This is a genomic window from Psychroserpens luteus (genome assembly GCF_015319355.1).
Classification (GTDB): domain Bacteria; phylum Bacteroidota; class Bacteroidia; order Flavobacteriales; family Flavobacteriaceae; genus Psychroserpens; species Psychroserpens luteus.
The window spans coordinates 780,417-805,819 of sequence record NZ_JADILU010000001.1 but is presented as its reverse complement, the minus strand read 5'-3'; the positions used below and the strand labels follow the sequence as shown (position 1 = coordinate 805,819).

Below are 25,403 nucleotides of genomic sequence, written 5' to 3'. Positions count from 1 at the left end.
ATGAATGAAAATAATTTATATACGGTTTCCATTTATACCGAAAATAATATCGGATTATTAAATAGGATTTCGGCAATTTTCCAAAGAAGACACATTAATATTGAAAGTATTAATTCATCAGTTTCAGAAATTGAAAATGTAACTAAATGGATTATGGTCGTTCAGCTTTCCGAAGAAAAAATGAAAAAAATCATCGGTCAGATAGAAAAACAAGTCGAAGTCATCAAAGCTTTTTATCACACTGAAGACGAAACGATTTATCAAGAATCTTGCATGTTCAAAATAAAGTCTGATTTATTGTTTAATGAGCGTCAAATTCAGAATATCATAAAAGAAAGTAACGCGAGAATTGTGACAGTAAACAAAGTGTTTTTCGTTATTGAAAAATCTGGAAGAAAAGAAGAAATAGACTTATTACATAGAGAATTAATCGTTTTTGGAATCATGCAATTTACACGTTCTGGACGTATTGCAGTCACTAAAGATGAAATGAAAATATCAACAATGCTTAAAGCGTTGCAACATTAAAAACAACTGAAAAATGTCAAATTATTTCAACACATTACCATTAAGAGTACAATTAGAACAATTAGGAAAATGTCGTTTCATGGACGCTTCAGAGTTTGAAGATGGCGTGAAAGTATTAAAAGGAAAGAAAATCGTAATCATTGGTTGTGGTGCTCAAGGTTTAAATCAAGGATTAAATATGAGAGATTCTGGTTTAGATATTTCTTACGCTTTACGTCAAGTAGCTATTGATCAAAAACGTGATTCGTTTAAAAATGCAACATCAAACAATTTTAATATTGGCACGTATCAAGATTTAATTCCAACTGCAGATTTGGTATTGAATTTAACACCAGATAAACAGCATACAAGTGTTGTAAAAGCAGTAATGCCTTTAATGAAAAACGGAGCAACATTAAGTTATTCTCACGGATTTAATATTGTGGAAGAAGGAACACAAGTTCGAGAAGATATTACGGTAATTATGGTGGCGCCAAAATGCCCAGGAACTGAAGTTCGTGAAGAATATAAACGAGGTTTTGGTGTACCAACATTAATTGCTGTACACCCAGAAAACGATCCAGAAAACAAAGGTTGGGCTCAAGCAAAAGCATATGCTGTAGCAACTGGTGGACATAGAGCTGGTGTTTTAGAATCATCTTTTATTGCAGAAGTCAAAAGTGATTTAATGGGAGAGCAAACTATTTTATGTGGTTTGTTACAGACAGGTGCAATTTTAAGTTTTGACAAAATGGTTGAAGAAGGAATTGAAGCTGGTTACGCTGCAAAACTAATTCAGTTTGGTTGGGAAACAATTACCGAAGCCTTAAAACATGGTGGAATTACCAATATGATGGATCGTTTATCTAATCCAGCAAAAATAAAGGCAAACCAATTATCTGAAGAATTAAAAGATATCATGAGACCTTTATTTGAAAAGCATATGGATGATATCATCTCTGGTCATTTCTCAAAAACCATGATGGAAGATTGGGCAAATGACGATGTTAACTTATTAAAATGGAGAGCTGCAACAGGTGAAACTGCTTTTGAAAAAACTGCTTTAACTTCAGATCATATTAGTGAACAAGAATATTTTGATCATGGTGTACTATTAGTTGCTTTTGTAAAATCTGGTGTAGAGTTAGCATTCGAAACTATGGTAAGCGCTGGGATTATTGAAGATTCTGCTTATTACGAATCTCTACATGAATTACCATTAATTGCTAACACAATTGCGAGAAAGAAATTATTTGAAATGAACAGAGTAATCTCTGACACTGCAGAATATGGTTGTTATTTATTTGACCATGCGTGTAAACCATTATTAACAGACTTTATGAAAACTGTAAACACCGATATTATTGGGAAGTCATTCTCTAAATCTAACGCAGCAGATAATCTTGAATTAATCGCTGTAAACGATGCCATTAGAAATCACCCAATTGAAGCTGTTGGTCAACGCTTAAGAGCTGCAATGACAGCAATGAAAATTATAAAATCTGATGTAAAAACTGAAGATTCAGTTTTAGCATAATCTATAATCATCCTATGAGGCGCTGTGCTGAATTTATTTCAGCATTAAAAACCCTGTAAGTATTTTAAATAAGAAAAAGATTCCCGCTTTTGAGGGAAGTGAATATGGAAGAAACTACAACAATATACAGACCTACACTTGAAGCTATTGAAGCTGCTGCAGAAAAACTAAGAGGCATCGCATCTGTGACGCCTTTAATTAAAAATGCACGTTACTCTAAGCATTTTGGTGCTAATATTTATTTTAAGAGAGAAGATTTACAAGAAGTCCGTTCTTATAAAATTCGTGGCGCTTACAATAAAATCTCATCATTAAATGCCTCTCAAATTGAAAATGAGATTGTTTGCGCTAGTGCAGGAAATCATGCACAAGGTGTCGCTATTTCTTGTAAACTTCTAAAAATAAAAGGTACTATTTTCATGCCTTCCCCTACTCCTAATCAAAAAATTGAGCAGGTTAAAATGTTTGGAGAAGATTATGTAGATGTTGTTTTGGTTGGTGACACATTTGATGATGCCTACCATGAAGCAATAAAACAATCTGAGGCATTGAATAAGACTTTTATTCATCCATTTAATGACGAAAAAGTCATAGAAGGTCAAGCAACCGTAGGATTAGAAATCATAGATCAAGCACAAGAACTTCCAATTCATTACGTATTTGTACCAGTTGGAGGAGGCGGACTTGCATCAGGATTATCGTCTGTTTTTAAAATTTTATCACCTCAAACAAAAATCATTAGCGTAGAGCCAAAAGGAGCACCTGCCATGCTAAATTCTATAAGAAACAATAGAAACATTACATTAAATTCTATAGATAGCTTTGTAGATGGAGCAGCTGTTAAACGCGTTGGTGATTTGAATTTTGCTATTTGTAAAGAAACATTACATCGTGTAGTTACTGTAGATGAAGGTAAGATTTGTCAGACAATTTTAGACCTATACAATAAAGATGCTATTGTCGTTGAGCCTGCAGGAGCCTTGAGTCTTTCTGCTTTAGATCAGTTTTCCGAAGAAATTAAAGGCAAAAACGTAGTTTGCGTTATTAGTGGTAGCAATAACGATATTACGCGTACTGCCGAAATTAAAGAACGTGCGCTACTCTACGCAAATCTAAAACACTATTTTATCGTTAAATTCCCTCAACGTTCAGGAGCTTTAAGAGATTTTGTAGTTGATATTTTAGGTCCCACAGATGATATCACACATTTTGAATACACAAAAAAAGCAAATAGAGATAATGATGTCGCTGTTGTTGGATTAGAATTAAAATCACCCGACGACCTAGAACCTTTAATTACAAAAATGAAGCTTCATAATTTTTATGGAGATTATTTAAATGATAAACCCGATTTATTTCAATTCTTAGTTTAAAAAATATGAATATTCCTGAACAGTATCAAATCAAAAATATTTTAAATCAACAAACCTACTTAGTAGGTGGTGAATTGAAAACTTGGGCAGGAGAAACTTCCGAAGTTTATTCTACTATTTCTTCTACGGAAATTTATAAACCTACATTATTAGGTACTATTCCAACTTTAGGAGAAAAAGAAGCTTTGCAAGCTCTTGACGCAGCAGTTTTGGCTTATAACAAAGGACAAGGTTTATGGCCAACGATGAAAGTTGTAAACCGTATTGCTTGTATGGAAAAGTTTGTTTCGCAAATGAAAACCAAACGAGCAGAAATCGTGAAACTTTTAATGTGGGAAATTGGTAAAAATCTACCAGATTCTGAAAAGGAATTTGATAGAACCGTTGAATACATTTATGATACCATAGAGGATTACAAACAAATGGATCGTGATAGCGCTAAGTTTGAAAAAAACTCTGGTGTTAATGCACATATTCGTCGTGGACCTTTAGGTGTTGTTCTATGTTTAGGACCTTATAATTATCCTTTAAACGAAACATTTGCGCTTTTAATTCCCGCTTTAATTATGGGAAATACAGCCATTTTTAAACCAGCAAAGCATGGAGTATTATTAATTTCACCTTTATTAGAAGCTTTTAAAACTAGTTTTCCAAAAGGTGTTGTTAATATTATCTACGGAAGAGGAAGAACAGTTGCAGCACCAATTATGCAATCTGGCAAAGTTGATGTCTTGGCATTAATTGGAAACAGTAAATCTGCGAATGCATTACAAAGTCAGCATCCAAAAAGTAATAGATTACGTTTAGTTTTAGGTTTGGAAGCTAAAAATCCAGCCATTGTATTAAAAGATGCCGATTTAGACTTAGCAATAGACGAATGTATTGCAGGATCAACTTCATTTAATGGCCAACGTTGTACAGCTTTAAAAGTATTATATGTACATAATGATATCGTTGAAGAATTCAACAAGCGTTTTTCAGCAAAAGTAGATGCACTTAAATTTGGAAACCCTTGGGAAGATGGCGCAAAACTAACACCACTTCCAGAGCCAGATAAACCAGCCTATATTCAAGAATTAATTGATGATGCCACAGCAAAAGGAGCAAAAGTCATTAATAAAAAAGGAGGTGAAACTACTGAGAATTATATTTTTCCAGCAGTTTTATATCCTGTAACAAAAGACATGAGAGTGTTTCAAGAAGAACAATTTGGACCCGTAATTCCTGTGGTTCCTTTTAGTGATATTGATGAACCTTTAGATGACATGGCTGCCTCGAATTATGGACAACAAGTAAGTTTATTTGGTAAGGATGTAAAAACATTAGCGCCTCTAATAGACACTTTAGTGAATTTGGTTTGTCGTGTGAATTTAAATAGTTCTTGTCAACGTGGACCAGATGTATACCCTTTTACTGGTCGTAAAGATTCTGCTGTTGCAACATTGAGTGTGCATGATGCATTACGTTCATTTTCAATTAGAACATTTGTTGCCTCTAAAGACAATGAGTATAACAATGCTATTTTAAAGGAATTATTAGACTCCAGGGCTTCAAACTTTGTAAGTACAGATTATATTCTTTAATCAAAAGCACTTATAAATGAGATATTTACAATTTAAAAGTCTTTTATTTCGAAATTCATAAATCTCGTAAAAAACAAGATTTCATCTATTGCAGTTAACAATTTAATACGTAGTTTAGTCATATGTTTACACTAAGACACAAATATAGAGCACCCAGACCAACAGGTTTAAACCTGGAAAAACGCTTTCGCTAATTCTTCTAATTAGCATCAATCTCTATATTCATTATTTTTATTTTTTTATTGTGTACAACTCAATTTTCAAAAACCATTCTCAATCATTAATTATCGCATCAGATAATCATAATGAGTTGCGTCGCTTTTTCCCTCGTCGCCCTTAGGGTGTACTTCTATTTACAGAACATAGGTGAGTCCGGTTCTACTTTCAAAAACAAATCACATTATATTAATTTAAAACTCAATTACAATGAAAATTGTTATTGCTAACAAATCCCATAGTATCTACGCAGATATCATTTGCGAAACTATTGCAGAAGCTGCAAAAGTTAGAGGTACAGGTATTGCAAAGCGACAACCAGAATACATCATTACCAAAATGGAAAACGGAAATGGTGTAATAGCTTTAGAGGGAGATCAATTTGCGGGTTTTTGCTATATCGAAGCATGGAGCCATGGGAAATTTGTTGCTAATTCTGGACTAATTGTACATCCAGATTTTAGAAATCAAGGTCTTGCTAAACAAATTAAAAAAGTTGTTTTTGAACATTCTAGAACTAAATTCCCAGACTCTAAAGTATTCAGTATCACAACAGGATTAGCGGTTATGAAAATGAATAGTGATTTAGGCTATAAACCTGTCACGTTTTCAGAATTAACAGATGACCAATCATTCTGGAAAGGTTGTCAAACTTGCAAAAATTTTGATGTACTAACGAGGACAGAACAAAAAATGTGTTTATGTACTGGTATGCTTTATGATCCTTCAAAAAAAGAGGAATCCAAAACTGAAGAGCACCATTATAACAAAAAAGTATGGACAAGATTGAAAAACATTAAACAATCTATGTTCTTAAAAAAAGAGAAAAAATGAACAAATTAGTAATAGCATATAGTGGAGGTTTAGACACCTCATATTGCGCAGTAAGTCTGAGCAAAGCAGGTTATGATGTTCATGCGGTAAGTGTGAACACAGGCGGTTTTACTTCCGAAGAAATTAAAACTATTGAAAGTAATGCTTACAAAATGGGTGTGTCAACCTATAAGAATATTGATGCAATTGCCTCGTATTATGATAAAGTAATTAAGTATTTAATCTTCGGAAATGTGCTTAAAAACAACACCTATCCTCTATCTGTAAGTGCTGAACGAATCATACAAGCCATTGAAATCGTTCAATACGCAAAAAGTATTGATGCCAAATATATTGCCCACGGAAGTACAGGTGCAGGTAATGATCAAGTTCGTTTTGATATGATTTTTCAAACTCTAGCTCCAGAAATTGAAATTATCACACCCATTAGAGATGGTAAACTCACGAGACAACAAGAGATTGATTACCTCATAGAAAACGGAATCGATATGTCATGGAATAAAGCCAAATACTCAGTCAATAAAGGACTTTGGGGAACTAGTGTTGGTGGAGAAGAAACTTTAACTTCAGAAAAACCATTACCAGATTCAGCATATCCATCGCAATTAAAGCATGTAGAAGATGAAAAAGTAACCTTAACTTTTTCAAAAGGTGAATTAGTTGCTGTTAACGGAATTAAAAACAATCCTGAAGTAAATATTGAAGTTTTAAATAATCTAGCTTCGGTTTATGCCATTGGCAGAGATATTCATGTTGGAGATACGATAGTTGGTATCAAAGGACGTGTTGGTTTTGAAGCAGCTGCTGCTTTAATTATTATAAAAGCCCATCATTTATTAGAAAAGCATGCGTTGACTAAATGGCAATTACAACACAAAGATTATTTGTCTAGTTTCTACGGAATGCATTTACACGAAGGTCAATATCTAGATCCAGTTATGCGAGATATGGAAGCTTTTTTACAAAGCAGCCAAGACAAAGTTTCAGGTGATGTTTTTGTAACTTTAAAACCATATCATTTCTCTTTGGATGGAATTAATTCTAAACACGATTTAATGAATGCCAAATTTGGAAGTTATGGAGAAGAAAACAAAGGTTGGACTGCTGATGAGGCTAAAGGTTTTATTAAAATACTAGGGAATCAGAATAAAATATACCAGCAAGTAAATTCAGAATTATGATTAAGACAGGAATCATTGGAGGTGCAGGTTACACAGCAGGAGAATTAATACGATTGTTGATTCATCACTCTAAAGTAGAAATCAATTTTGTGTACAGCACATCAAATGCAGGTAATAAAATTCACAAAGTACATCAAGATTTAATTGGTTCTACGGAAATGGAATTTACTAATAAAATCAATGTTGATATTGATGTATTGTTTCTGTGTTTAGGTCATGGCAATTCAAAAGCTTTTCTAGAGAATCATACGTTTTCCGAAGACACAAAAATCATCGATTTAAGTAATGATTTTAGATTAGAATTTGATAAGCATTTCGAAGAAAAAGAATTTGTTTACGGTTTACCAGAATCACAAAAGGAAGCTATCAAAAAGGCTAACTACATTGCAAATCCAGGATGTTTTGCAACTGCAATTCAATTAGCATTATTACCATTAGCAGATTCAAATTTAATTAAAGAAGACGTTCATATCAATGCAGTAACTGGAGCTACAGGTGCAGGAACATCATTATCATCAACCACTCATTTTACTTGGAGAGATAATAATTTTTCACATTACAAACCTTTTACTCATCAGCATTTAGGTGAAATCAATCAAACAGTAAACCAATTACAAACTGGTTTTAATTCTGAAATTCACTTTATGCCAAATCGTGGTAATTTTTCCAGAGGGATTTTTGCCACAGCATACACAACATTTGAAGGAACTTTGGAAGATGCTAAAACACTTTATAAATCGTATTATAAAGATGCTGCTTTCACATTTGTATCAGATGAAGAGATTCATTTAAAGCAAGTTGTAAATACGAACAAGTGCATCATTCATTTACATAAACACAATAACAAACTACTTGTCACAAGTATAATAGATAATTTATTAAAGGGAGCATCAGGACAAGCTGTTCAAAACATGAATTTAATGTTTGGTTTAGAAGAGACCGAAGGGTTAAAACTAAAAGCAAATTACTTTTAATATCCTGCAAGGTCTTGGAGACCTTGTAGGTATCAACCAGATTACAAAACCTACAAGGTTTTTAAAACCTTGCAGGATAAAAAAACGAACAAATGAAAATAGCAATCATAGGAACAGGAAATCTAGGAAAGTCAATAGCAAAAGGATTAATTACCAAAAACGCTATAACCACTTTATATCTAACTAAAAGAAATTTGGATGATATTCAAGAGTTTGAAGGCTACAAAAACGTGGTATTAACAACTGATAACATTGAAGCTGTCAAACAATCTGACATTTTGATTTTCGCAGTTCAACCAGCCCATTTTGAAAAAATACTAAATGACATTAAACCTTATTTAACGGAAAATCATGTATTAATTTCAACCATTACTGGATTTCTAATCCCAAAGATTGAGTCTCAAATTGGTAGCGACAATTTTATTATTAGAGCAATGCCAAATACTGCGATTGCTGTTGGCAAATCAATGACCTGCATTTGTAGTAATAAAAAAGGCGAAAAGCGTATTAAAATCGCAGAAGCTATTTTTAATAGATTGGGTCACACATTAGCTATTCCAGAATCTCAAATGCAAGCAGCAACGGTTGTTTGCGCTAGTGGAATTGCGTTTTGGATGCGACTCATACGAGCAACTACTCAAGCAGCAATTCAATTAGGCTTTGATGCTAAAGAAGCTCAAGAATTAGCAATGTTTACTTCTGAAGGTGCTGCTAATTTATTAATCACAAATGGTAATCATCCAGAAGAAGAAATTGATAGAGTAACAACACCACAAGGTTGTACGATTACAGGTTTAAATGAAATGGAACACAAAGGACTGAGTTCATCTTTAATACAAGGTATGGTTGCATCGTTTAACAAGATTAATGCTATTAAAAAGGAACAGATTTAATAATGTTTGTCATTCAGAGCATAGCGAAGAATCTTTTGGAATGTAGATTCTTCGGTCATGCTTCCCTCTGAATGACAAACATAAAAACAAAAACATGAGTTTATTTAATGTATATCCACTTTACGATGTCACACCAGTAAGCGCAAAAGACGTTTATGTTTACGATGATAAAGGTGTTGAATATCTTGATCTTTATGGAGGCCATGCTGTGATTTCTATCGGACATTCTCATCCAAAATATGTATCTGCTATTTCTAATCAAGTTGAAAAACTAGGCTTTTATAGTAATGCAATTCAAAATCCTTTACAAGTTGAATTAGCTGATAAGCTTGAAACCTCATCTGGCTGCAAAGATTACCAATTATTTTTATGTAATTCTGGAGCAGAAGCCAATGAAAACGCGTTGAAACTTGCATCGTTTCATAATGGTAAAACAAAAATTTTAGCTTTTAAAAATTCTTTCCACGGAAGAACTTCGGCTGCTGTTGCTGCAACAGATAATCCTAAAATTGTAGCCCCTTTAAATGCACAACAAGAAGTTGATTTTGTAGAATTAGGCGATTTAGAATCTGTTGAAATTATTTTAAAAGCAGGCAAAACCTGTGCAATCATTATCGAATGTATTCAAGGTGTTGGTGGATTAGATGAAAATACAACTGAATTTTATCAAGGCTTAGAAAAACTTTGCAAACAACACAATACTGTTCTTATTGCAGATGAAGTGCAATCTGGCTTTGGAAGAACTGGTGATTTTTTCGCTTTTCAAAAACATAACATTACTCCAGATATTATTTCTATTGCTAAAGGTATGGGTAACGGATTTCCTGTTGGTGGCATTTTGATTCATCCATCAATAAAAGCATCTTTTGGATTATTAGGAACTACTTTTGGTGGTAACCATTTAGCCTGCACTGCTACGCTTTCCGTATTAGATGTGATAGAAAAAGAGAACTTGATGCAGAACGCTTCAGATATCTCTGATTATTTTCAAGAAAAAGCAAAAGAATTACCACAACTTAAATCAATTAAAGGACGAGGTTTGATGCTCGGACTTGAATTCGATTTTCCAATTTCCGAATTAAGAAAACAACTCATTTTCAAACATCACATATTTACGGGTGGAGCAAAAAATCCAAATTTAATTAGAATCCTTCCACCTTTGACGATTCAGAAAAAACACATTGACAGCTTTTTTGAGGCATTAAAATTAGAATTAGAAAAGTAACGTCATTCTGAGCTTATTTCAGAATCGCATAAATGTGAGAAACTGAAATAAATTCAGCTTGACGAAAAGATTTAAAAGATGAAAAATTTCACAACTTTAAAAGACATATCAAATCTTTCGGAACTTATAAAAGAAGCCATTTTATTAAAAATGAATCCTTTTGAGTATTCTGAAATAGGAAAACACAAAACTTTGGTCATGCTGTTTTTTAATTCAAGCTTAAGAACACGTTTAAGCACAGAAAAAGCAGCAAAAAACTTAGGAATGGATGTGATGATTTTAAACGTCAACGATGCTTGGAACTTAGAGTTTGAGGATGGAACAATAATGAATTTTGATAAATCTGAGCACATTAAAGAAGCTGCACAAGTGATTTCTCAATATGCAGATGTGATTGCGGTTAGAGCTTTCCCAACGTTAACGGACAAAGCGAAAGACGAAGGTGAAGTCATACTCAACAGTTTTAAAAAATACGCTACAGTTCCTATTGTAAACATGGAATCTGCAACTGCTCATCCATTACAGGCTTTGGCAGATGCGATTACAATTTCAGAATTAACAGAGAAAAAAACGCCTAAAGTCGTGTTATCTTGGGCACCTCATCCAAAAGCATTGCCACAAGCGGTTGCAAATTCATTTGTAAAAATGATGCAAGATTTGGATGTAGATTTCACAATTACACATCCCAAAGGCTATGAACTGAATTCTAAAATCACTAAAAACTCACCAATAAATTATAATCAAGAAGATGCTTTAAAAGATGCCGATTTTGTTTATGTAAAAAACTGGAGCAGTTATAATGACTATGGAAAAGTGCTGAATCAAGATAATAATTGGATGATGACTAAAGCCAAACTAGGCAACGCTAAATTTATGCATTGTTTACCTGTGAGACGAAATATTGTTGTTGAAGATGCTGTTTTAGATAGCGACCAATCTGTAGTTATTAAACAAGCTAATAATAGAACTTTTGCTGCGCAAGTGGTTTTAAAGCAAATTTTGGAAGATTTATAATATAACGTCATGCTGAATTTATTTCAGCATCACATCAAAAAAAATAAATAATGAGAAGCTGAAACAAGTTCAGCTTGACGAACAAGAGGAATGGAAACATTAAAAATCATAAAAATAGGCGGAAACATCATTGATGACGAAAAAGCATTACTGTCATTTCTAAGTCAATTTTCAGAATTGGAAGGACCAAAATTATTGGTTCATGGTGGTGGAAAACTAGCGACGCAAATGGCTCAAAAAATGAATATTCCTGTACAAATGAATGACGGTAGACGCATCACAGATGAAGCTAATTTAGACATCATCACTATGGTCTATGCAGGAAAAATCAATAAAAACATCATTGCACAATTACAAGCAAACAACTGTAATGCTATTGGTTTTTCTGGAGCTGATGGTAATACTATTGTTTCAGAAAAAAGATCGAGTCAACCAATAGATTATGGCTTTGCTGGCGATATAAAACAGGTAAACACAAATACATTAGAACTCCTTTTAAAAAATAACATAACGCCAGTTTTCTGTGCTATTACTCATGATAAAAACGGACAATTATTAAATACCAATGCAGATACAATTGCTTCAGAATTAGCGATTGGTTTTGCAAAAAACTATAAAACAGAACTCTATTACTGTTTTGAAAAAAATGGTGTTTTAGAAGATATTTCCGACGAAAATTCCGTAGTAAAAAACATAAATACCAAAACGTATCAAACCTTAATTGACGATGGGATTATTGCTGATGGCATGTTACCTAAACTGAATAATTGTTTTCATGCCATACATAATAATGTTGCCAAGGTATGCATAGGAAAACCAAGTATGCTTTTTTCAACGAACACAATTTATACAACCATTCAAAAATGATAGAAAAACTCACAACAAAAGCTATTGCTTTATTGAAAAAGCTCGTAGAAACACAATCTTTCTCTTCGGAAGAAGAGCACACAGCTTTACTCATTGAGAATTGGTTTACAACAAATAGTATTCCGTTTAAACGAAACAAAAACAACGTTTGGGCAACTAATAAATATTTTGATGAGAAGAAGCCTACACTGCTTTTAAATTCTCATCACGATACGGTTAAACCAAATAATGGTTACACTAAAGATCCATTAAAAGCGATAGTAGAAGACGGGAAATTATTTGGCTTAGGAAGTAATGATGCTGGTGGTTGCTTGGTGTCTTTAATTGCAACATTTACTCATTTCTATGACAAGAAAAATGGGAATTATAATTTGGTTATCGTTGCATCTGCTGAAGAAGAAAGCAGTGGACCAAATGGCCTAAACAGTATGTTATCTGTGATTCCAAAAGTAGATGTAGCCATTGTTGGAGAACCAACATTAATGCAATTAGCCATTGCCGAAAAGGGCTTAGTGGTTTTTGATGCTAAAGTAAAAGGTACTGCAAGTCATGCTGCACATCCAAATACCGACAATGCGATTTACAATACTATTGATGTTTTAAAATGGTTTCAAGATTTTAAATTTGAAAGAAAGTCGCCAGTATTAGGTGATGTAAAGATGACTGTGACACAAATCAATGCAGGAAAGCAACATAATGCTATTCCTTCGGAAGTTGATTTAGTGATTGATGTTCGTGTAAATGATAAATATTCTAATCAAGAAATTTCAGACATACTAACGAAAAAATCACCTTGCACAAGTATTAAAGCACGTAGCTTACGATTAAATTCGTCATCAATCCCCATGCATCACGATTTAGTAAAAGCAGGTATTGATTTAGGTCGAGAAACTTATGGTTCTCCAACATTATCAGATCAATCGGTTTTAACTTGTCCATCTTTAAAATTGGGACCAGGTGACAGCACACGTTCTCATACAGCAGATGAATTTATTTATCTTGCTGAAATTGAAGAAGGGATTATTATTTATATTGAATTATTGAATAAAGTATTATAAAACACTGTTGTTCCTGCAAAAGCAGGAAGCCAAAAAATAAGATTTAAAATAGATTCTTGCTTTCGCAAGAATGACAAAAAAAAGGTGATTATGAAGTTGTGGGACAAAGGATTTTCAATAGATAAAAAAATAGAACAATTTACAGTTGGCAACGATAGAGAAATTGATTTGCATATTGCTAAATATGATGTTCAAGCATCATTAGCTCATGCTATAATGTTGGAATCCATCGGAATTATAACTTCGGAAGAATTAGATCAACTCAAAAAAGGGTTAAACTCGCTTTCAGAAGTTATTGAAAATGGCAACTTCGTTATCGAAGACACTTATGAAGATGTGCATTCTAAAATCGAATATGAACTCACAAAAACCTTAGGCGACGTCGGAAAAAAAATTCACACAGCACGTTCTAGAAACGATCAAGTTTTAGTGGCACTTCAGCTCTATTATAAAGAGAATCTTGAAATCATTAACGACAAAACAAAAACGTTTTTTGACACGCTTTTAGATTTAGCTGAAACGCATAAAACGCAATTATTACCAGGTTATACTCATTTACAAGTTGCCATGCCTTCCTCTTTTGGGTTATGGTTTTCTGCTTATGCAGAATTGTTAATTGATGATGTTTACGTCTTAAATGCGGTGTCTAAAATTGTTGATCAAAACCCATTAGGTTCTGCTGCAGGTTATGGCAGCTCATTTCCTATTGATAGAAATATTACCACTGCAGCATTAGGATTTTCAACCTTAAAGTTTAATGTCGTTGCTGCGCAGTTAAGTAGAGGAAAAAGTGAACGCGCTATCGCAAGTGCTTTAGGCGGATTATGTAATACAATGTCACGTTTTGCTATGGATATATGCTTGTATATGAGTCAGAATTTTGGGTTTATCACATTTCCAGATGAATTGACCACAGGAAGTAGTATTATGCCACATAAAAAAAATCCTGACGTGTTTGAATTGATTAGAGGTAAGTGTAATAAAATTCAAGCATTACATACCGAAATGCTATTAATCACCAACAATTTACCAAGTGGTTACCATAGAGATTTTCAGTTATTGAAAGAAAACATTATTAATGCCTTTGAAGATGTAAAAGATATTTTAGATATCTTTAATTATGCTATTCAGCAAATCATTGTTAAAGATGTTGATCTTAGTGATGATAAATACAAATACTTATTCACTGTAGATAGTATTAATAATTTAGTGGTTGATGGTATGTCTTTTAGAGAGGCTTATCAAAAAATTGGAAGTCAAGTTCAAAATGACACGTATCAACCAGATTTAGGAAAAGAACATACTCATATTGGGAGTATTCATAATTTGTGTTTAGATGATATTAGGGCTAAGTTTCCGAAGTAATTCTCTAATGTAATCGTACTAATCCTGCAAGGTTTCAAAAACTTTGTAGGTCTAAAAATTAGATAACAAAAGAATACTTACAAGGTCAAAAAAAAGACCTTGCAGGATTAAATAGAAAAAGCATCTGAAAAAAGATGCTTTTTTTATTCTACCTTAAAATTAGACTAATTAATAATAACAGAAAAGCATTTTAGATTATATAATTATAGCGCTACTAAATCTCCATCTTCATTTTTAGTTGCTAAATCTGATTTACCCATTAAATAAATATCAACTTGACGCGCTGCTTCACGACCTTCTGAGATTGCCCAAACAATCAATGATTGTCCGCGTCGCATATCTCCTGCAGTAAAAATATTAGGGATGTTAGTTTGATATTTCCCATATGCTGCTTTATAGTTAGAACGTACATCTCTTTCTAATCCTAATTGATCTGCAATTGTAGATTCTGGACCTGTAAAACCAAGTGCTAATAATGCTAAATCGCATTTCCATGTTTTTTCAGTACCTGCGATTTCTATTAATTTTGGACGTTCACCAGGAACCATTTCCCATTCTACATTTACAGTTTTTAACGCTGTAAGTTTTCCTTTGTTATTGGTTACAAATTCTTTGGTGTTAATCAACCAGTTTCTTTCAACACCTTCTTTATGAGAAGAAGATGTTTTTAATTGTAATGGCCAATATGGCCAAGGTGTTGCTGGTGATCTGTGTCCTGGAGGTTTTGGCATAATTTCAAAATTAACTACCGATTTTGCTCCTTGACGATTTGATGTACCAATACAATCTGATCCTGTATCTCCTCCACCAATGACAATCACATTTTTATCTGTAGCTAAGATTTGATCTTTAACCTCTTGTCCTAAAACAACTTTAGTTTGCTGCGTTAAAAAATCCATAGCTTGCACTACTCCTTCAGCATCAATACCAGGAGTTGGCAAACTTCTTCTTTCTGTTGATCCTCCACACAGTACAACAGCATCAAAAGCTTTTAATTCTTCAACATCATAGTTAACACCTACATTTACGTTAGTTTTAAATATAATTCCTTCTGCTTCTAAAATAGCTAAACGACGATCTATGATGCCTTTTTCCATTTTAAAATTTGGAATTCCGTAGCGTAGTAATCCACCAATAGCATCATCGCGTTCAAAAACTGTTACTATATGACCTGCTCTATTTAATTGTTGAGCAGCTGCTAATCCTGCAGGTCCAGAACCTACAACAGCAATCGTTTTTCCGGTTCTATTTTTTGGAGGTTGTGGTTTAATCCAACCTTCTTTAAAGGCACGTTCAACAATATTTTTTTCAATATTTTCTATAGAAACTGGATCTTCAATAATACCTAAAACACATGCTTGTTCACATGGTGCAGGACATAAACGACCTGTAAATTCAGGAAAGTTATTTGTAGAATGTAATATCCAAGAGGCTTTTTGCCATTCGCCTTGGTGCACCATGTGGTTAAAATCTGGAATGAGATTACCTAAAGGACAACCACTATGACAAAATGGAATACCACAATCCATGCAGCGAGACCCTTGTTCGGTCATATCCTTATCATTCAAAGGCACTGTAAACTCATTATAGTTTTTCACACGATCCTTTACAGGAGCATATTTTTCGTCTTTTCTTTCGAACTCTTTAAAACCTGTTACTTTTCCCATTATCCTATACTGTTTCTAATTCTTCAACCATTTGTTCCTCTGTCGCTAAACGTTTCAAAGCACGTTTGTATTCCGTTGGCATTACTCTTACAAAATTACTCAAACTCGTTTCCCAATCTCCTAATAATGATTCACCTAACAGACTTCCTGTGTATTTTACATGCTTTTCAATTAATGACTTTAAATCATTGGCGTCTTTTTTAAGAATCTTTTCAAATTCAATCGTTTCGGTATTACACAATCCGTTTACAAATTTATTTTCTGGATCGTACACATAAGCTATTCCTCCACTCATTCCTGCTGCAAAGTTTCTACCTGTTCTACCTAGAACAACCACTTTTCCTCCTGTCATGTATTCACAACAGTGATCCCCTACACCTTCTACAACTGCTATTGCACCAGAATTCCTTACTGCAAAACGTTCTCCTGCGATACCGTTGATGTAAGCTTGACCTGCGACTGCTCCAAATAAGCAGACATTACCAATAATGATATTGTCTTGCGCTTTGAAATCTGCTTTTGCTGGTTTCTTCACAATTAGTTTAGCTCCCGATAAGCCTTTTCCTAAATAATCGTTAGTGTTACCTTCCAGGCTAAAGGTCAATCCGTGTGCTCCAAAAGCACCAAAACTCTGTCCAGCAGAACCTGTAAAATTGATATTTAAGGTATCTTCTGGTAATCCTAAATGTCCATATATTTTGGAAATCTCATTACTCACAATCGCACCAACTGTTCGATTAGTGTTCTTAATTGGATAAGCCAATGTCATTTTCTCTTTTCTATATAATGCACGATGCGAATCTTTTAGAATTGTAAAATCTAAAACATTATCTAAGTTATGATCTTGTTTTTCAGAATTCTTAACTGGCATTTGGCTGTATTCAGCTGGTCTGTGTAAAATTGAAGATAAATCTAAACCTTTTGCTTTGTAGTGTGTAATGGCTTTATTTGCATTTATTTTATGTGTTTGACCAACCATTTCAGCCATAGACCTAAACCCTAACTCTGCCATGATGCTTCTTAATTCTTCAGCTATATAGTAGAAGAAATTAATCACGTGTTCTGGTGTGCCTTTAAAGTTTTTACGCAAGGTCTTATCTTGTGTTGCAATACCAACTGGACATGTATTTAAATGACATTTTCGCATCATAATACATCCTGAAGCTACTAATGGCGCAGTAGCAAACCCAAATTCTTCTGCTCCTAATAATGCTGCAATTGCAACATCACGTCCTGTTTTTAATTGACCGTCACACTCTACAACAATTCTACTTCTTAAGTTATTAAGCACTAAGGTTTGCTGTGCTTCGGCTAAACCAAGTTCCCAAGGCAAACCTGCATGTTTCAAGGATGTTAAAGGTGATGCTCCTGTACCTCCATCGTAACCAGCAATAAGTACAACATCTGCTTTTGCTTTTGCAACACCAGCAGCAATCGTACCTACTCCAACTTCAGAAACTAATTTAACATTAATTCTAGCTTCGCGATTTGCATTTTTTAAATCGTAAATTAATTGTGCTAAATCTTCTATAGAATAGATATCATGATGTGGTGGCGGTGAAATTAAACCTACAAAAGGTGTAGAGTTTCGTGCTGCAGCAATCCATGGCAATACTTTTTCACCTGGTAATTGACCACCTTCTCCAGGTTTTGCACCTTGAGCCATTTTTATTTGAATCTCTTTCGCATTCGTTAAATAGTGGGACGTCACTCCAAAACGACCAGAAGCCACTTGTTTAATTGCAGAATTTCTACTATCTCCATTAACATCTGGCTGAAAACGTCGTCTGTCTTCACCTCCTTCACCAGAATTGGATTTACCTCCAATTCTGTTCATTGCTATTGCTAAATTTTCGTGTGCTTCTCTAGAAATAGACCCATAAGACATCGCTCCTGTTTTGAAACGTTTTACGATTTCTGTCCAAGGTTCTACTTCTTCAATAGGAATTGGGTCAATATTATTAAACTCAAATAAACCACGAATGGTCATTAAATTTTCTGACTGCTCATTAATGGTTTTAGCATAGACATCATAACTTGCTTGATCACTCAATCTCACTGCTTGTTGCAATTTCGCAACGGTTGTTGGATTAAATAAATGCTTTTCTCCATTACGTCTCCATCTGTAATCTCCACCAATATTCAAGCCTAAACGCTTGTCAACATCATTATTTGGATACGCATATTTATAACGCTTATCGATTTCTTTTTCAATTTCATATAAGCCAATACCCTCAATCCTAGAGGTAGTATAAGGAAAATATTTTTCGACAAATTGCGAATTGAAACCAACAATTTCAAATATCTGAGAACCTCTATATGAATGCAGTGTAGAGATCCCTATTTTGTTCATCACTTTTAAAATCCCTTTTCCAATAGCTTTATTAAAGTTATCAACCGCTTTTTGCTCATCCATGTCTGTTATAAAACCTTCTTTTACTTGCGCTCTAATGATTTCGTTAACCATATAAGGGTTTACAGCACTTGCTCCATAACCAAATAACGTCGCGAATTGATGTGGCTCACGTGGCTCTGCAGATTCAATTATAATATCGAAATAGGAACGTTTACGTAAACGATTCATTTGATGATTCACATACGAGCAAGCCAATAAACAAGGAATTGGAGCCAACTCTTTACTCACTCCTCTATCTGATAAGATGATAATATTTGTATTTCGTTCTAGTGCTTTTTCAATTTGCACAATAATGTCATCCAAAGCATCCTCAAGTCCATTTAAGCCTTTATCTTTTTGATATAAAATCTCAATAGTTTCGGCTTTGAAACCTTCAACAGAAATATGTCGTATTTTATCTAAATCGTTATTTGAAATTACTGGATTTTGAATTTTTAATTTTCTACATTGTCTTTCTGTAATACTAAAAATATTTCGATCCTTACCTAATGACAAACTAATGTCTGTTACGATTTCTTCACGAATTCCGTCTAAAGGTGGATTTGTGACTTGAGCAAATAATTGTTTAAAGTAGTTTGAAATTAACTGAGGCTTGTTAGATAATACAGCTAAAGGCGTATCAATTCCCATAGAACCTAAAGCTTCTTTTGCTTTTTGAGCCATTGGTGTAATCACTTCTTGAATATCTTCAAACGTATAGTTAAATAATCGTTGTCTGGTTTTTATATCTAAAAGTTCTATCGGACACGTTTCACCTGTGTAAGGAATGTCTTTTAAATGTAGTCTTGTTTTATCCAACCATTCTTGATATGGTCTTTCTCTAACAATTTTACTTTTAATCTCTTGATCATTTATAATTCGACCTTGATTCATGTCTACTAAAAACATTTTCCCTGGCTCTAAACGACCATGACTTTCTACATCTTCGGGAGCAATGTCAACAACTCCAATTTCCGAAGACATTATTAATTTACCACTTTTTGTAACCGTATATCTAGAAGGTCTTAATCCGTTTCTATCAAGTAATGCTCCAATATAATTTCCATCTGTAAAAGGCACAGAAGCTGGCCCATCCCATGGCTCCATAATACAAGAATTATACTCATAAAAGGCTTTACGTTCTGGAGACATTGTTGCATGTTTTTCCCATGCCTCAGGAATCATCATCATCATAACTTCTGGTAATGAACGTCCAGTATGTGTTAGTAATTCTACCACCATATCCATTGACGCAGAATCTGATTTTCCTGGTAAAATAATTGGAAATAATTTATCAATTTGAGGTCCAAAGACTTCACTTTTCATAATCTCTTCACGAACACGCATTCTACTCACATTACCACGAAGCGTGTTTATTTCACCATTCTGACACATAAATCGAAATGGTTGCGCTAATTCCCATGTTGGCATTGTATTGGTTGAAAAACGTTGATGCACTAAAGCCAAACGTGTTACTAAATCTGTCTCCTGTAAATCTTTATAATATGGGCCGATATCTTCAGGCATTATAATACCTTTGTATATCAACGTATTCATTGACAAACTAGACACGTAAAAATAAGAACTTTGTGACATCTTAGATTTTCTAACAGTATGTTCTGTTATTTTACGTGCTGCATATAGTTTTGCTTTAAAATCATCTTCTGAAACTTCATTAGATTTCCCTACAAAAAGTTGCTCAATATTTGGTTCTGAAGCTAAAGCAATTTCTCCAAGTTGTGTTGAATCTACAGGTACTTCTCTCCACCCAATGATAGACAATCCTTGTGCAATTATTTCTTTTTCGAAAGTATCTTTACAAAATTTATATTGGTTTCTATTTTTAGGTAAAAAGACCATACCAACAGCATACTTTCCTTTTACAGGAATCTTAAAACCACAAACTCTTTTAAAATAAGCGTGAGGAATATCTATTAATAAACCCGCTCCATCTCCAGTTTTCCCATCTGAACTCACACCGCCTCGATGCTCAAGTTTGACAAGAATTTCTAAGGCGTCATGTATAATTTGATTCGTCTTTTCTCCTTTTAGATTACAGATAAATCCAGCACCACAATTTTCGTGTTCAAATTCTGGTGAATAAAGTCCTTGTTTCTTAAACATAATACAGCAAATTTTAAAGGCTTTCACACCTTATTATCTCTGTAAGATAGACTCAAAAAATTGATAAAAAAAATAGTTGAAAAATTTTTCCCATATCGATAGTTAAGTGCTCTCAAAATGAAAATTTTGCAATAATAACGGGATATACTGACGAATAACCAAATAAAAAATATTCAACAAAAACCACTCTTTATTGCGAAAACGATTTCGAAAATAATAATTTTTTAAACATTATTTAAACAATGGTAGATTTTACAGAAAAAACCAAAAATGGAATTAGCAATATCTTAAAAAAAGGTTAAAAATAATTTAAACCCTAAATTTTTGGGGGTTAAAAATCATATTATCACAAAAATAACACTTTAATCCCTTTTTTTAATAGGGTCTATTCAAAGTTTATATAGATTTGAACTAACTAACTGTTTATAAATTAATTATTATGAAAAAATTATTTACTCTAACATTACTATTAGCATCAATAGTTTTAACAGCTCAAGAGACCACTGAGGAGGCTACAACTAAGAAAGTCACTTTTAGTGGTAGCGTTGATGCCTATTATCAAACAAATTTAACTTCGACTGATCAAGCTATATTTGGAGACAACGCTGATGAATTTCAAAGTTTCGGCACCTCATTTGCAAACGAGACTGGCTTTGCCTTAGGAATGGCTAACGTAATAGCATCATATGAGTCTGGAAAAGTTGGTGCAGTAGCTGATTTGGCATTTGGTCCAAAAGGAGATGATGCTACAGGTGGTTATAATATCAATCAATTATATGCTTATTGGAATGTATCTGAAGGAACAACTCTTACATTAGGACGTTTTAACACCTTCTTAGGTTATGAAGTAATTTCACCTACTGGAAATTTCAATTACAGTACATCTTATTTATTTTCAAATGGACCTTTTTCACATGTGGGTTTAAAAGCAGATTTCACTTTATCTGAAGACTTTAGCTTAATGGCAGCCATAATGAACCCTACAGATGTAAATAATAATACCACAGGTGATTATGCTATTGGAGCCCAATTAGGATACGCTGGTCAGTATTTGAATTTCTATTATGATTCTGGTATTGTTCTAGGCTTTGAAGTTGATTACACAGGTGGTTTTGATATCACTGATGATTTTTACTTAGGAATCAATGCTGCTTATGCTGATAATGATGGCGAAGGTTTTTATGGAGCAGCACTTTATCCTCAATATGGTTTAAATAAATCATTCTCTTTAGGATTAAGAGGTGAATATTTTCAAACTGCGAGTGAGTTTGTAGAAGATGACCTTAGTGTAATTGGACTTACATTAACAGGAAGCTATACTGTAGATGATTTAACAATAAAGCCAGAATTAAGAATGGACAGCGGATCTGAAGAGATTTTTGCTGATGCAGACTTAATGGGTACAAAAAGCCTAGCTACTTTCTTAGTTGGCGCTATCTACTCATTTTAATTAAAACTAACTAACACCAATAATTATGACAGATATTTTTTTAACAATACTCCCAAATCTAGTTATAACTCAAGATGTAGTGGCTGCTACCACAAAAGATGTTGAGGATGCTGTAAACGCAATCAACGGAGATATGGGAATGTTATGGATGCTACTTTCAGGTATTTTAGTATTCTTTATGCAGGCAGGTTTCACATTGGTTGAAACAGGAATGACACGCTCTAAGAATGCAGCGAACATTGCAATGAAAAACCTATTAGATATTTGCGTAGGATCTCTAACATACTGGTTAGTAGGGTATTCATTAATGTACGGAGACACTTCTAACGGGTGGTTTTTCTGGAGTGGCTTGATGCAAGGCGAGGGAGCAGATTTATTCTTCCAAACCATGTTTGCAGCTACTGCAGCAACTATTGTTTCTGGAGCTATTGCTGGACGAACTAAATACTCAACTTACATTATATTCTCAATAGTAATGACTGCTTTAATCTATCCAATTGCTGGTGGATGGCAATGGCAAGGTTCTGGTTGGTTAACCGAACTTGGGTTTATTGATTTTGCTGGATCTTCTATTGTACACTCCGTTGGCGGATGGGCTGCACTTGTAGCTGCATTTATGGTAGGACCTAGAATTGGTAAATATGTAGATGGCAAAGTATTTTCAATTCCAGGACACAATCAAATTCTTGCAACTCTAGGTGTTTTCATACTTTGGTTAGGATGGTTTGGTTTTAACGGTGGATCTCAATTAGCTTGGGGAGGAGCAGATGCAATTGCAGCTTCTAACGTTGTTTTAATTACGAATTTGGCAGCAGCAGCTGGTGGATTAGGTGCTCTTGTAACAACATGGATCTGGTATGGTAAACCAAATTTACCTCAAACTTTAAATGGTGCATTAGCAGGATTAGTAAGTATTACTGCAGGTTGTGGTAATATGTCTGCAATAGGAGCTGTTTTCGCAGGACTAATAGGTGGTATTCTAGTTGTTTTCTCAATCGAATTTATTGAGAAAAAACTTAAAATTGATGATGCTATTGGAGCAGCCTCAGTACATGGAGTAGCTGGTGCTTGGGGAACACTTGTAATTGGCCTTTGGGGAATTGACGGTGAAGCTGGAATAGGATTATTTAATGGTGGTGGATTTGGTCAATTAGGCACACAAGCCATAGGTGTTTTAGCTTATGCTGCTTGGTCAATTGGGTTATCATTTATAATTCTAAAAATCTTGAAATCAACTATAGGTCTTCGTGTTACTGAAGAAGAAGAAATAATTGGTCTCGATCTTTCTGAACATGGTGAAATTGCTTTCCCAGGAAAACGAGAGAGAGGTTAAACTCACAAGAACTATATTCATATAAAAATTTTAAATTGATTGTTTAATCTTGTTATGGTTCATAGAAAAACCTTCAGAGCTTTTGCTCTTTAGGTTTTTCTGTTGTTAAGACGTTATGAAATTATATAATGACAAAAAATCAAACAAAACCATTTAAAAATTTCGTCTTTTAAGATAGAGCAACTAAAAAATCAACTAATGTATTTCAACGAATTATGAAAAAAATTGAAGCAATCATCCGGAAATCAAAGTTTTCTACAGTAAAAAAAGCACTACATGAAGTTGGTGTAAACTTTTTCTCTTATTGGGATGTAACAGGACTTGGAAACGAAAAAGAAGGCCACGTTTACAGAGGTGTTTCTTATAGCACAAGTGATATTCAAAGACGCTACTTGTCAATAGTGGTTAATGACGATTTTGAAGAAATCACTATAAAAACCTTAATAGAAGCAGCATCTACAGGAGATGTTGGTGATGGTAAAATCTTTGTATCTCAAATAGATGAAGTTTACAGAATTAGAACAGGAGAAAAAGGAGGAAACACTTTAAAATAAAACACATGGAACTACTTACTATAAATAACGTATGGATGATGATCTGTACAGCGCTCGTTTTCTTTATGCATTTAGGTTTTGCATTTTTAGAAATTGGGTTGACACGTCAAAAAAATACGCTTAATATTTTATTTAAAAATATATTTATCATTACCGTTGGGCTACTACTGTATTGTATCGTTGGATTTAATTTAATGTATCCTGGAGATTTTAATGGATTATTAGGATTTGCAGGATTTGGTTTAGATGCACCATTAAATGACGCAGGTACTTTAGACTTAACTTACAATGAAGGCTACACCTACTGGACAGATTTCTTATTTCAAGGTATGTTTGCTGCAACAGCAGCTACTATTGTATCTGGAGCTGTAGCAGAACGTATGAAAATTGGACCTTTTATGATTTTCACCATAATCTATGTTGGTTTAATTTACCCAATTGCAGGTTCATGGAAATGGGGAGGCGGATTTTTACAAACCCTAGAAACACCATTTTATGATTTTGCAGGTTCTACTTTAGTACACTCTGTTGGTGGATGGGCTGCTTTGGTTGCTGTTTGTCTTTTAGGACCTAGAATTAGTAAATTTTTAGATGGAAAACCACAAGCCATACCAGGACACAATATCCCATTAGCAACTGCTGGTGTTTTAATACTATGGTTAGGATGGTTTGGATTTAATGGTGGTTCTGTGTTATCTGCAGATCCAGCATTAACATCGATAACACTTGTAACTACTTGTTTGGCGGCAGCAGCTGGAGGAGTTGTAGCTGCTATGGTATCATTCATAAAATACAAAAACATGGATTTAACCATGTTTTTAAATGGAATTTTAGGCGGATTAGTAGGAATTACCGCAGGTGCAGATCAAATGAGTCCTACAGATGCTATTATTATTGGAGCAATTGCAGGAGCAATAATCGTTTTTGCTGTATCTCTAATTGACAGATTAAAGCTTGATGATCCTGTTGGAGCCATTGCAGTACATTTAGTTTGCGGTATTTGGGGAACTTTAGCTGTTGGTATCTTCGGAAATTTAGCAAGTGGAGCACAACTTGTAAGTCAACTGATAGGTGTTGCTTCTTATGCAGCAATCTGTATCACATCTTCATTTTTAATTATTTTTATTATGAAGAAAACAGTTGGAATTCGAGTTTCAGAAAAAGAAGAGTTAGAAGGTCTTGATGTTCATGAACATGGTATGGATGCCTATCCAGACTTTAGACTGAATGAGCATTAGTTTTGATTGATTAGT

The 25,403-nt window shown here is 33.9% G+C and carries 19 protein-coding genes; 17 read left to right on the top strand and 2 right to left on the bottom strand.

Going from position 1 to position 25,403, the window contains the following annotated elements; all coding sequences use genetic code 11:
• The 13 genes from ilvN to argH all read left to right on the top strand — a co-directional run bounded on the left by ilvN (position 1) and on the right by argH (position 14,627).
• Positions 1-528, top strand: coding sequence for an acetolactate synthase small subunit (ilvN, locus tag IM744_RS03515; RefSeq protein ID WP_194506698.1), 528 nt, complete (start codon positions 1-3; stop codon positions 526-528).
• A 13-nt stretch (positions 529-541) separates the two neighbouring features.
• Positions 542-2,044, top strand: coding sequence for a ketol-acid reductoisomerase (gene ilvC, locus IM744_RS03510; RefSeq protein WP_194506697.1), 1,503 nt, complete (start codon positions 542-544; stop codon positions 2,042-2,044).
• A gap of 104 nt (positions 2,045-2,148) precedes the next feature.
• Positions 2,149-3,417, top strand: coding sequence for a threonine ammonia-lyase (gene ilvA, locus IM744_RS03505; protein WP_194506696.1), 1,269 nt, complete (start codon positions 2,149-2,151; stop codon positions 3,415-3,417).
• Between the two features lie 5 nt (positions 3,418-3,422).
• On the top strand, positions 3,423-5,000 hold the full coding sequence (locus IM744_RS03500) for an NADP-dependent glyceraldehyde-3-phosphate dehydrogenase (RefSeq protein ID WP_194506695.1): 1,578 nt from the start codon (positions 3,423-3,425) through the stop codon (positions 4,998-5,000).
• 426 nt (positions 5,001-5,426) lie between these two features.
• Positions 5,427-6,050 (top strand): GNAT family N-acetyltransferase, encoded by a 624-nt coding sequence (locus tag IM744_RS03495; protein WP_194506694.1) that lies wholly within the window; start codon positions 5,427-5,429, stop codon positions 6,048-6,050.
• Positions 6,047-7,231, top strand: a complete 1,185-nt coding sequence (locus tag IM744_RS03490) for an argininosuccinate synthase domain-containing protein (protein WP_194506693.1) — start codon at positions 6,047-6,049, stop codon at positions 7,229-7,231. Before IM744_RS03495 ends, IM744_RS03490 begins: the two co-directional genes overlap by 4 nt.
• Positions 7,228-8,205, top strand: a complete 978-nt coding sequence (gene argC / locus IM744_RS03485; protein ID WP_194506692.1) for an N-acetyl-gamma-glutamyl-phosphate reductase — start codon at positions 7,228-7,230, stop codon at positions 8,203-8,205. The genes IM744_RS03490 and argC overlap by 4 nt, the downstream gene beginning before the upstream one ends.
• Positions 8,206-8,297: 92 nt before the next feature.
• Complete coding sequence (proC, locus tag IM744_RS03480; RefSeq protein ID WP_194506691.1) at positions 8,298-9,098, top strand: pyrroline-5-carboxylate reductase; 801 nt, start codon at positions 8,298-8,300, stop codon at positions 9,096-9,098.
• 94 nt (positions 9,099-9,192) lie between these two features.
• On the top strand, positions 9,193-10,323 hold the full coding sequence (locus tag IM744_RS03475; protein WP_194506690.1) for an aspartate aminotransferase family protein: 1,131 nt from the start codon (positions 9,193-9,195) through the stop codon (positions 10,321-10,323).
• Between the two features lie 78 nt (positions 10,324-10,401).
• A complete protein-coding gene (locus tag IM744_RS03470; RefSeq protein WP_194506689.1) occupies positions 10,402-11,337 on the top strand; it encodes a Rossmann-fold NAD(P)-binding domain-containing protein in 936 nt (311 codons plus the stop codon).
• A gap of 90 nt (positions 11,338-11,427) precedes the next feature.
• Positions 11,428-12,204 carry an acetylglutamate kinase gene (gene argB, locus IM744_RS03465; protein ID WP_194506688.1) on the top strand — a complete coding sequence of 259 codons (777 nt, stop codon included), beginning with the start codon at positions 11,428-11,430 and terminating at the stop codon, positions 12,202-12,204.
• The gene (locus tag IM744_RS03460) at positions 12,201-13,262 is read left to right on the top strand and encodes a M20 family metallo-hydrolase (RefSeq protein WP_194506687.1); all 1,062 of its coding nucleotides are present in this window, start codon (positions 12,201-12,203) and stop codon (positions 13,260-13,262) included. The genes argB and IM744_RS03460 overlap by 4 nt, the downstream gene beginning before the upstream one ends.
• Positions 13,263-13,352: 90 nt before the next feature.
• On the top strand, positions 13,353-14,627 hold the full coding sequence (argH, locus tag IM744_RS03455) for an argininosuccinate lyase (RefSeq protein WP_194506686.1): 1,275 nt from the start codon (positions 13,353-13,355) through the stop codon (positions 14,625-14,627).
• Between the two features lie 203 nt (positions 14,628-14,830).
• Here the strand turns inward: argH and IM744_RS03450 are convergent, their stop codons facing one another.
• Together IM744_RS03450 and gltB are read right to left on the bottom strand one after the other, a co-directional pair.
• A complete protein-coding gene (locus IM744_RS03450) occupies positions 14,831-16,294 on the bottom strand; it encodes a glutamate synthase subunit beta (protein ID WP_194506685.1) in 1,464 nt (487 codons plus the stop codon).
• A 4-nt stretch (positions 16,295-16,298) separates the two neighbouring features.
• Positions 16,299-20,813: a glutamate synthase large subunit gene (gltB, locus tag IM744_RS03445; RefSeq protein WP_194506684.1), complete on the bottom strand. Its 4,515-nt coding sequence runs from the start codon at positions 20,811-20,813 to the stop codon at positions 16,299-16,301.
• A 439-nt stretch (positions 20,814-21,252) separates the two neighbouring features.
• Here gltB and IM744_RS03440 point away from each other — a divergent pair, with 439 nt between their 5' ends.
• The 4 genes from IM744_RS03440 (at position 21,253) to IM744_RS03425 (ending at position 25,388) form a co-directional block, all read left to right on the top strand.
• The gene (locus tag IM744_RS03440; RefSeq protein WP_194506683.1) at positions 21,253-22,263 is read left to right on the top strand and encodes an outer membrane beta-barrel protein; all 1,011 of its coding nucleotides are present in this window, start codon (positions 21,253-21,255) and stop codon (positions 22,261-22,263) included.
• A gap of 25 nt (positions 22,264-22,288) precedes the next feature.
• Entirely contained in the window at positions 22,289-23,596 is a 1,308-nt protein-coding gene (locus IM744_RS03435) for an ammonium transporter (protein WP_194506682.1), read from the top strand.
• Positions 23,597-23,811: 215 nt separating this feature from the next.
• Positions 23,812-24,150 carry a P-II family nitrogen regulator gene (locus IM744_RS03430; RefSeq protein ID WP_194506681.1) on the top strand — a complete coding sequence of 113 codons (339 nt, stop codon included), beginning with the start codon at positions 23,812-23,814 and terminating at the stop codon, positions 24,148-24,150.
• 5 nt (positions 24,151-24,155) lie between these two features.
• Positions 24,156-25,388, top strand: a complete 1,233-nt coding sequence (locus IM744_RS03425; RefSeq protein ID WP_194506680.1) for an ammonium transporter — start codon at positions 24,156-24,158, stop codon at positions 25,386-25,388.
• Positions 25,389-25,403: the final 15 nt, after the last annotated feature.

What these genes read in the sequence shown, in the direction of transcription:
- ilvN (WP_194506698.1), top strand. Translation starts at nt 1, where the DNA reads ATGAATGAAAATAATTTATATACGGTTTCCATTTATACCGAAAATAAT.
- ilvC (WP_194506697.1), top strand. Translation starts at nt 542, where the DNA reads ATGTCAAATTATTTCAACACATTACCATTAAGAGTACAATTAGAACAA.
- ilvA (WP_194506696.1), top strand. Translation starts at nt 2,149, where the DNA reads ATGGAAGAAACTACAACAATATACAGACCTACACTTGAAGCTATTGAA.
- IM744_RS03500 (WP_194506695.1), top strand. Translation starts at nt 3,423, where the DNA reads ATGAATATTCCTGAACAGTATCAAATCAAAAATATTTTAAATCAACAA.
- IM744_RS03495 (WP_194506694.1), top strand. Translation starts at nt 5,427, where the DNA reads ATGAAAATTGTTATTGCTAACAAATCCCATAGTATCTACGCAGATATC.
- IM744_RS03490 (WP_194506693.1), top strand. Translation starts at nt 6,047, where the DNA reads ATGAACAAATTAGTAATAGCATATAGTGGAGGTTTAGACACCTCATAT.
- argC (WP_194506692.1), top strand. Translation starts at nt 7,228, where the DNA reads ATGATTAAGACAGGAATCATTGGAGGTGCAGGTTACACAGCAGGAGAA.
- proC (WP_194506691.1), top strand. Translation starts at nt 8,298, where the DNA reads ATGAAAATAGCAATCATAGGAACAGGAAATCTAGGAAAGTCAATAGCA.
- IM744_RS03475 (WP_194506690.1), top strand. Translation starts at nt 9,193, where the DNA reads ATGAGTTTATTTAATGTATATCCACTTTACGATGTCACACCAGTAAGC.
- IM744_RS03470 (WP_194506689.1), top strand. Translation starts at nt 10,402, where the DNA reads ATGAAAAATTTCACAACTTTAAAAGACATATCAAATCTTTCGGAACTT.
- argB (WP_194506688.1), top strand. Translation starts at nt 11,428, where the DNA reads ATGGAAACATTAAAAATCATAAAAATAGGCGGAAACATCATTGATGAC.
- IM744_RS03460 (WP_194506687.1), top strand. Translation starts at nt 12,201, where the DNA reads ATGATAGAAAAACTCACAACAAAAGCTATTGCTTTATTGAAAAAGCTC.
- argH (WP_194506686.1), top strand. Translation starts at nt 13,353, where the DNA reads ATGAAGTTGTGGGACAAAGGATTTTCAATAGATAAAAAAATAGAACAA.
- IM744_RS03450 (WP_194506685.1), bottom strand. Translation starts at nt 16,294, where the DNA reads ATGGGAAAAGTAACAGGTTTTAAAGAGTTCGAAAGAAAAGACGAAAAA.
- gltB (WP_194506684.1), bottom strand. Translation starts at nt 20,813, where the DNA reads ATGTTTAAGAAACAAGGACTTTATTCACCAGAATTTGAACACGAAAAT.
- IM744_RS03440 (WP_194506683.1), top strand. Translation starts at nt 21,253, where the DNA reads ATGAAAAAATTATTTACTCTAACATTACTATTAGCATCAATAGTTTTA.
- IM744_RS03435 (WP_194506682.1), top strand. Translation starts at nt 22,289, where the DNA reads ATGACAGATATTTTTTTAACAATACTCCCAAATCTAGTTATAACTCAA.
- IM744_RS03430 (WP_194506681.1), top strand. Translation starts at nt 23,812, where the DNA reads ATGAAAAAAATTGAAGCAATCATCCGGAAATCAAAGTTTTCTACAGTA.
- IM744_RS03425 (WP_194506680.1), top strand. Translation starts at nt 24,156, where the DNA reads ATGGAACTACTTACTATAAATAACGTATGGATGATGATCTGTACAGCG.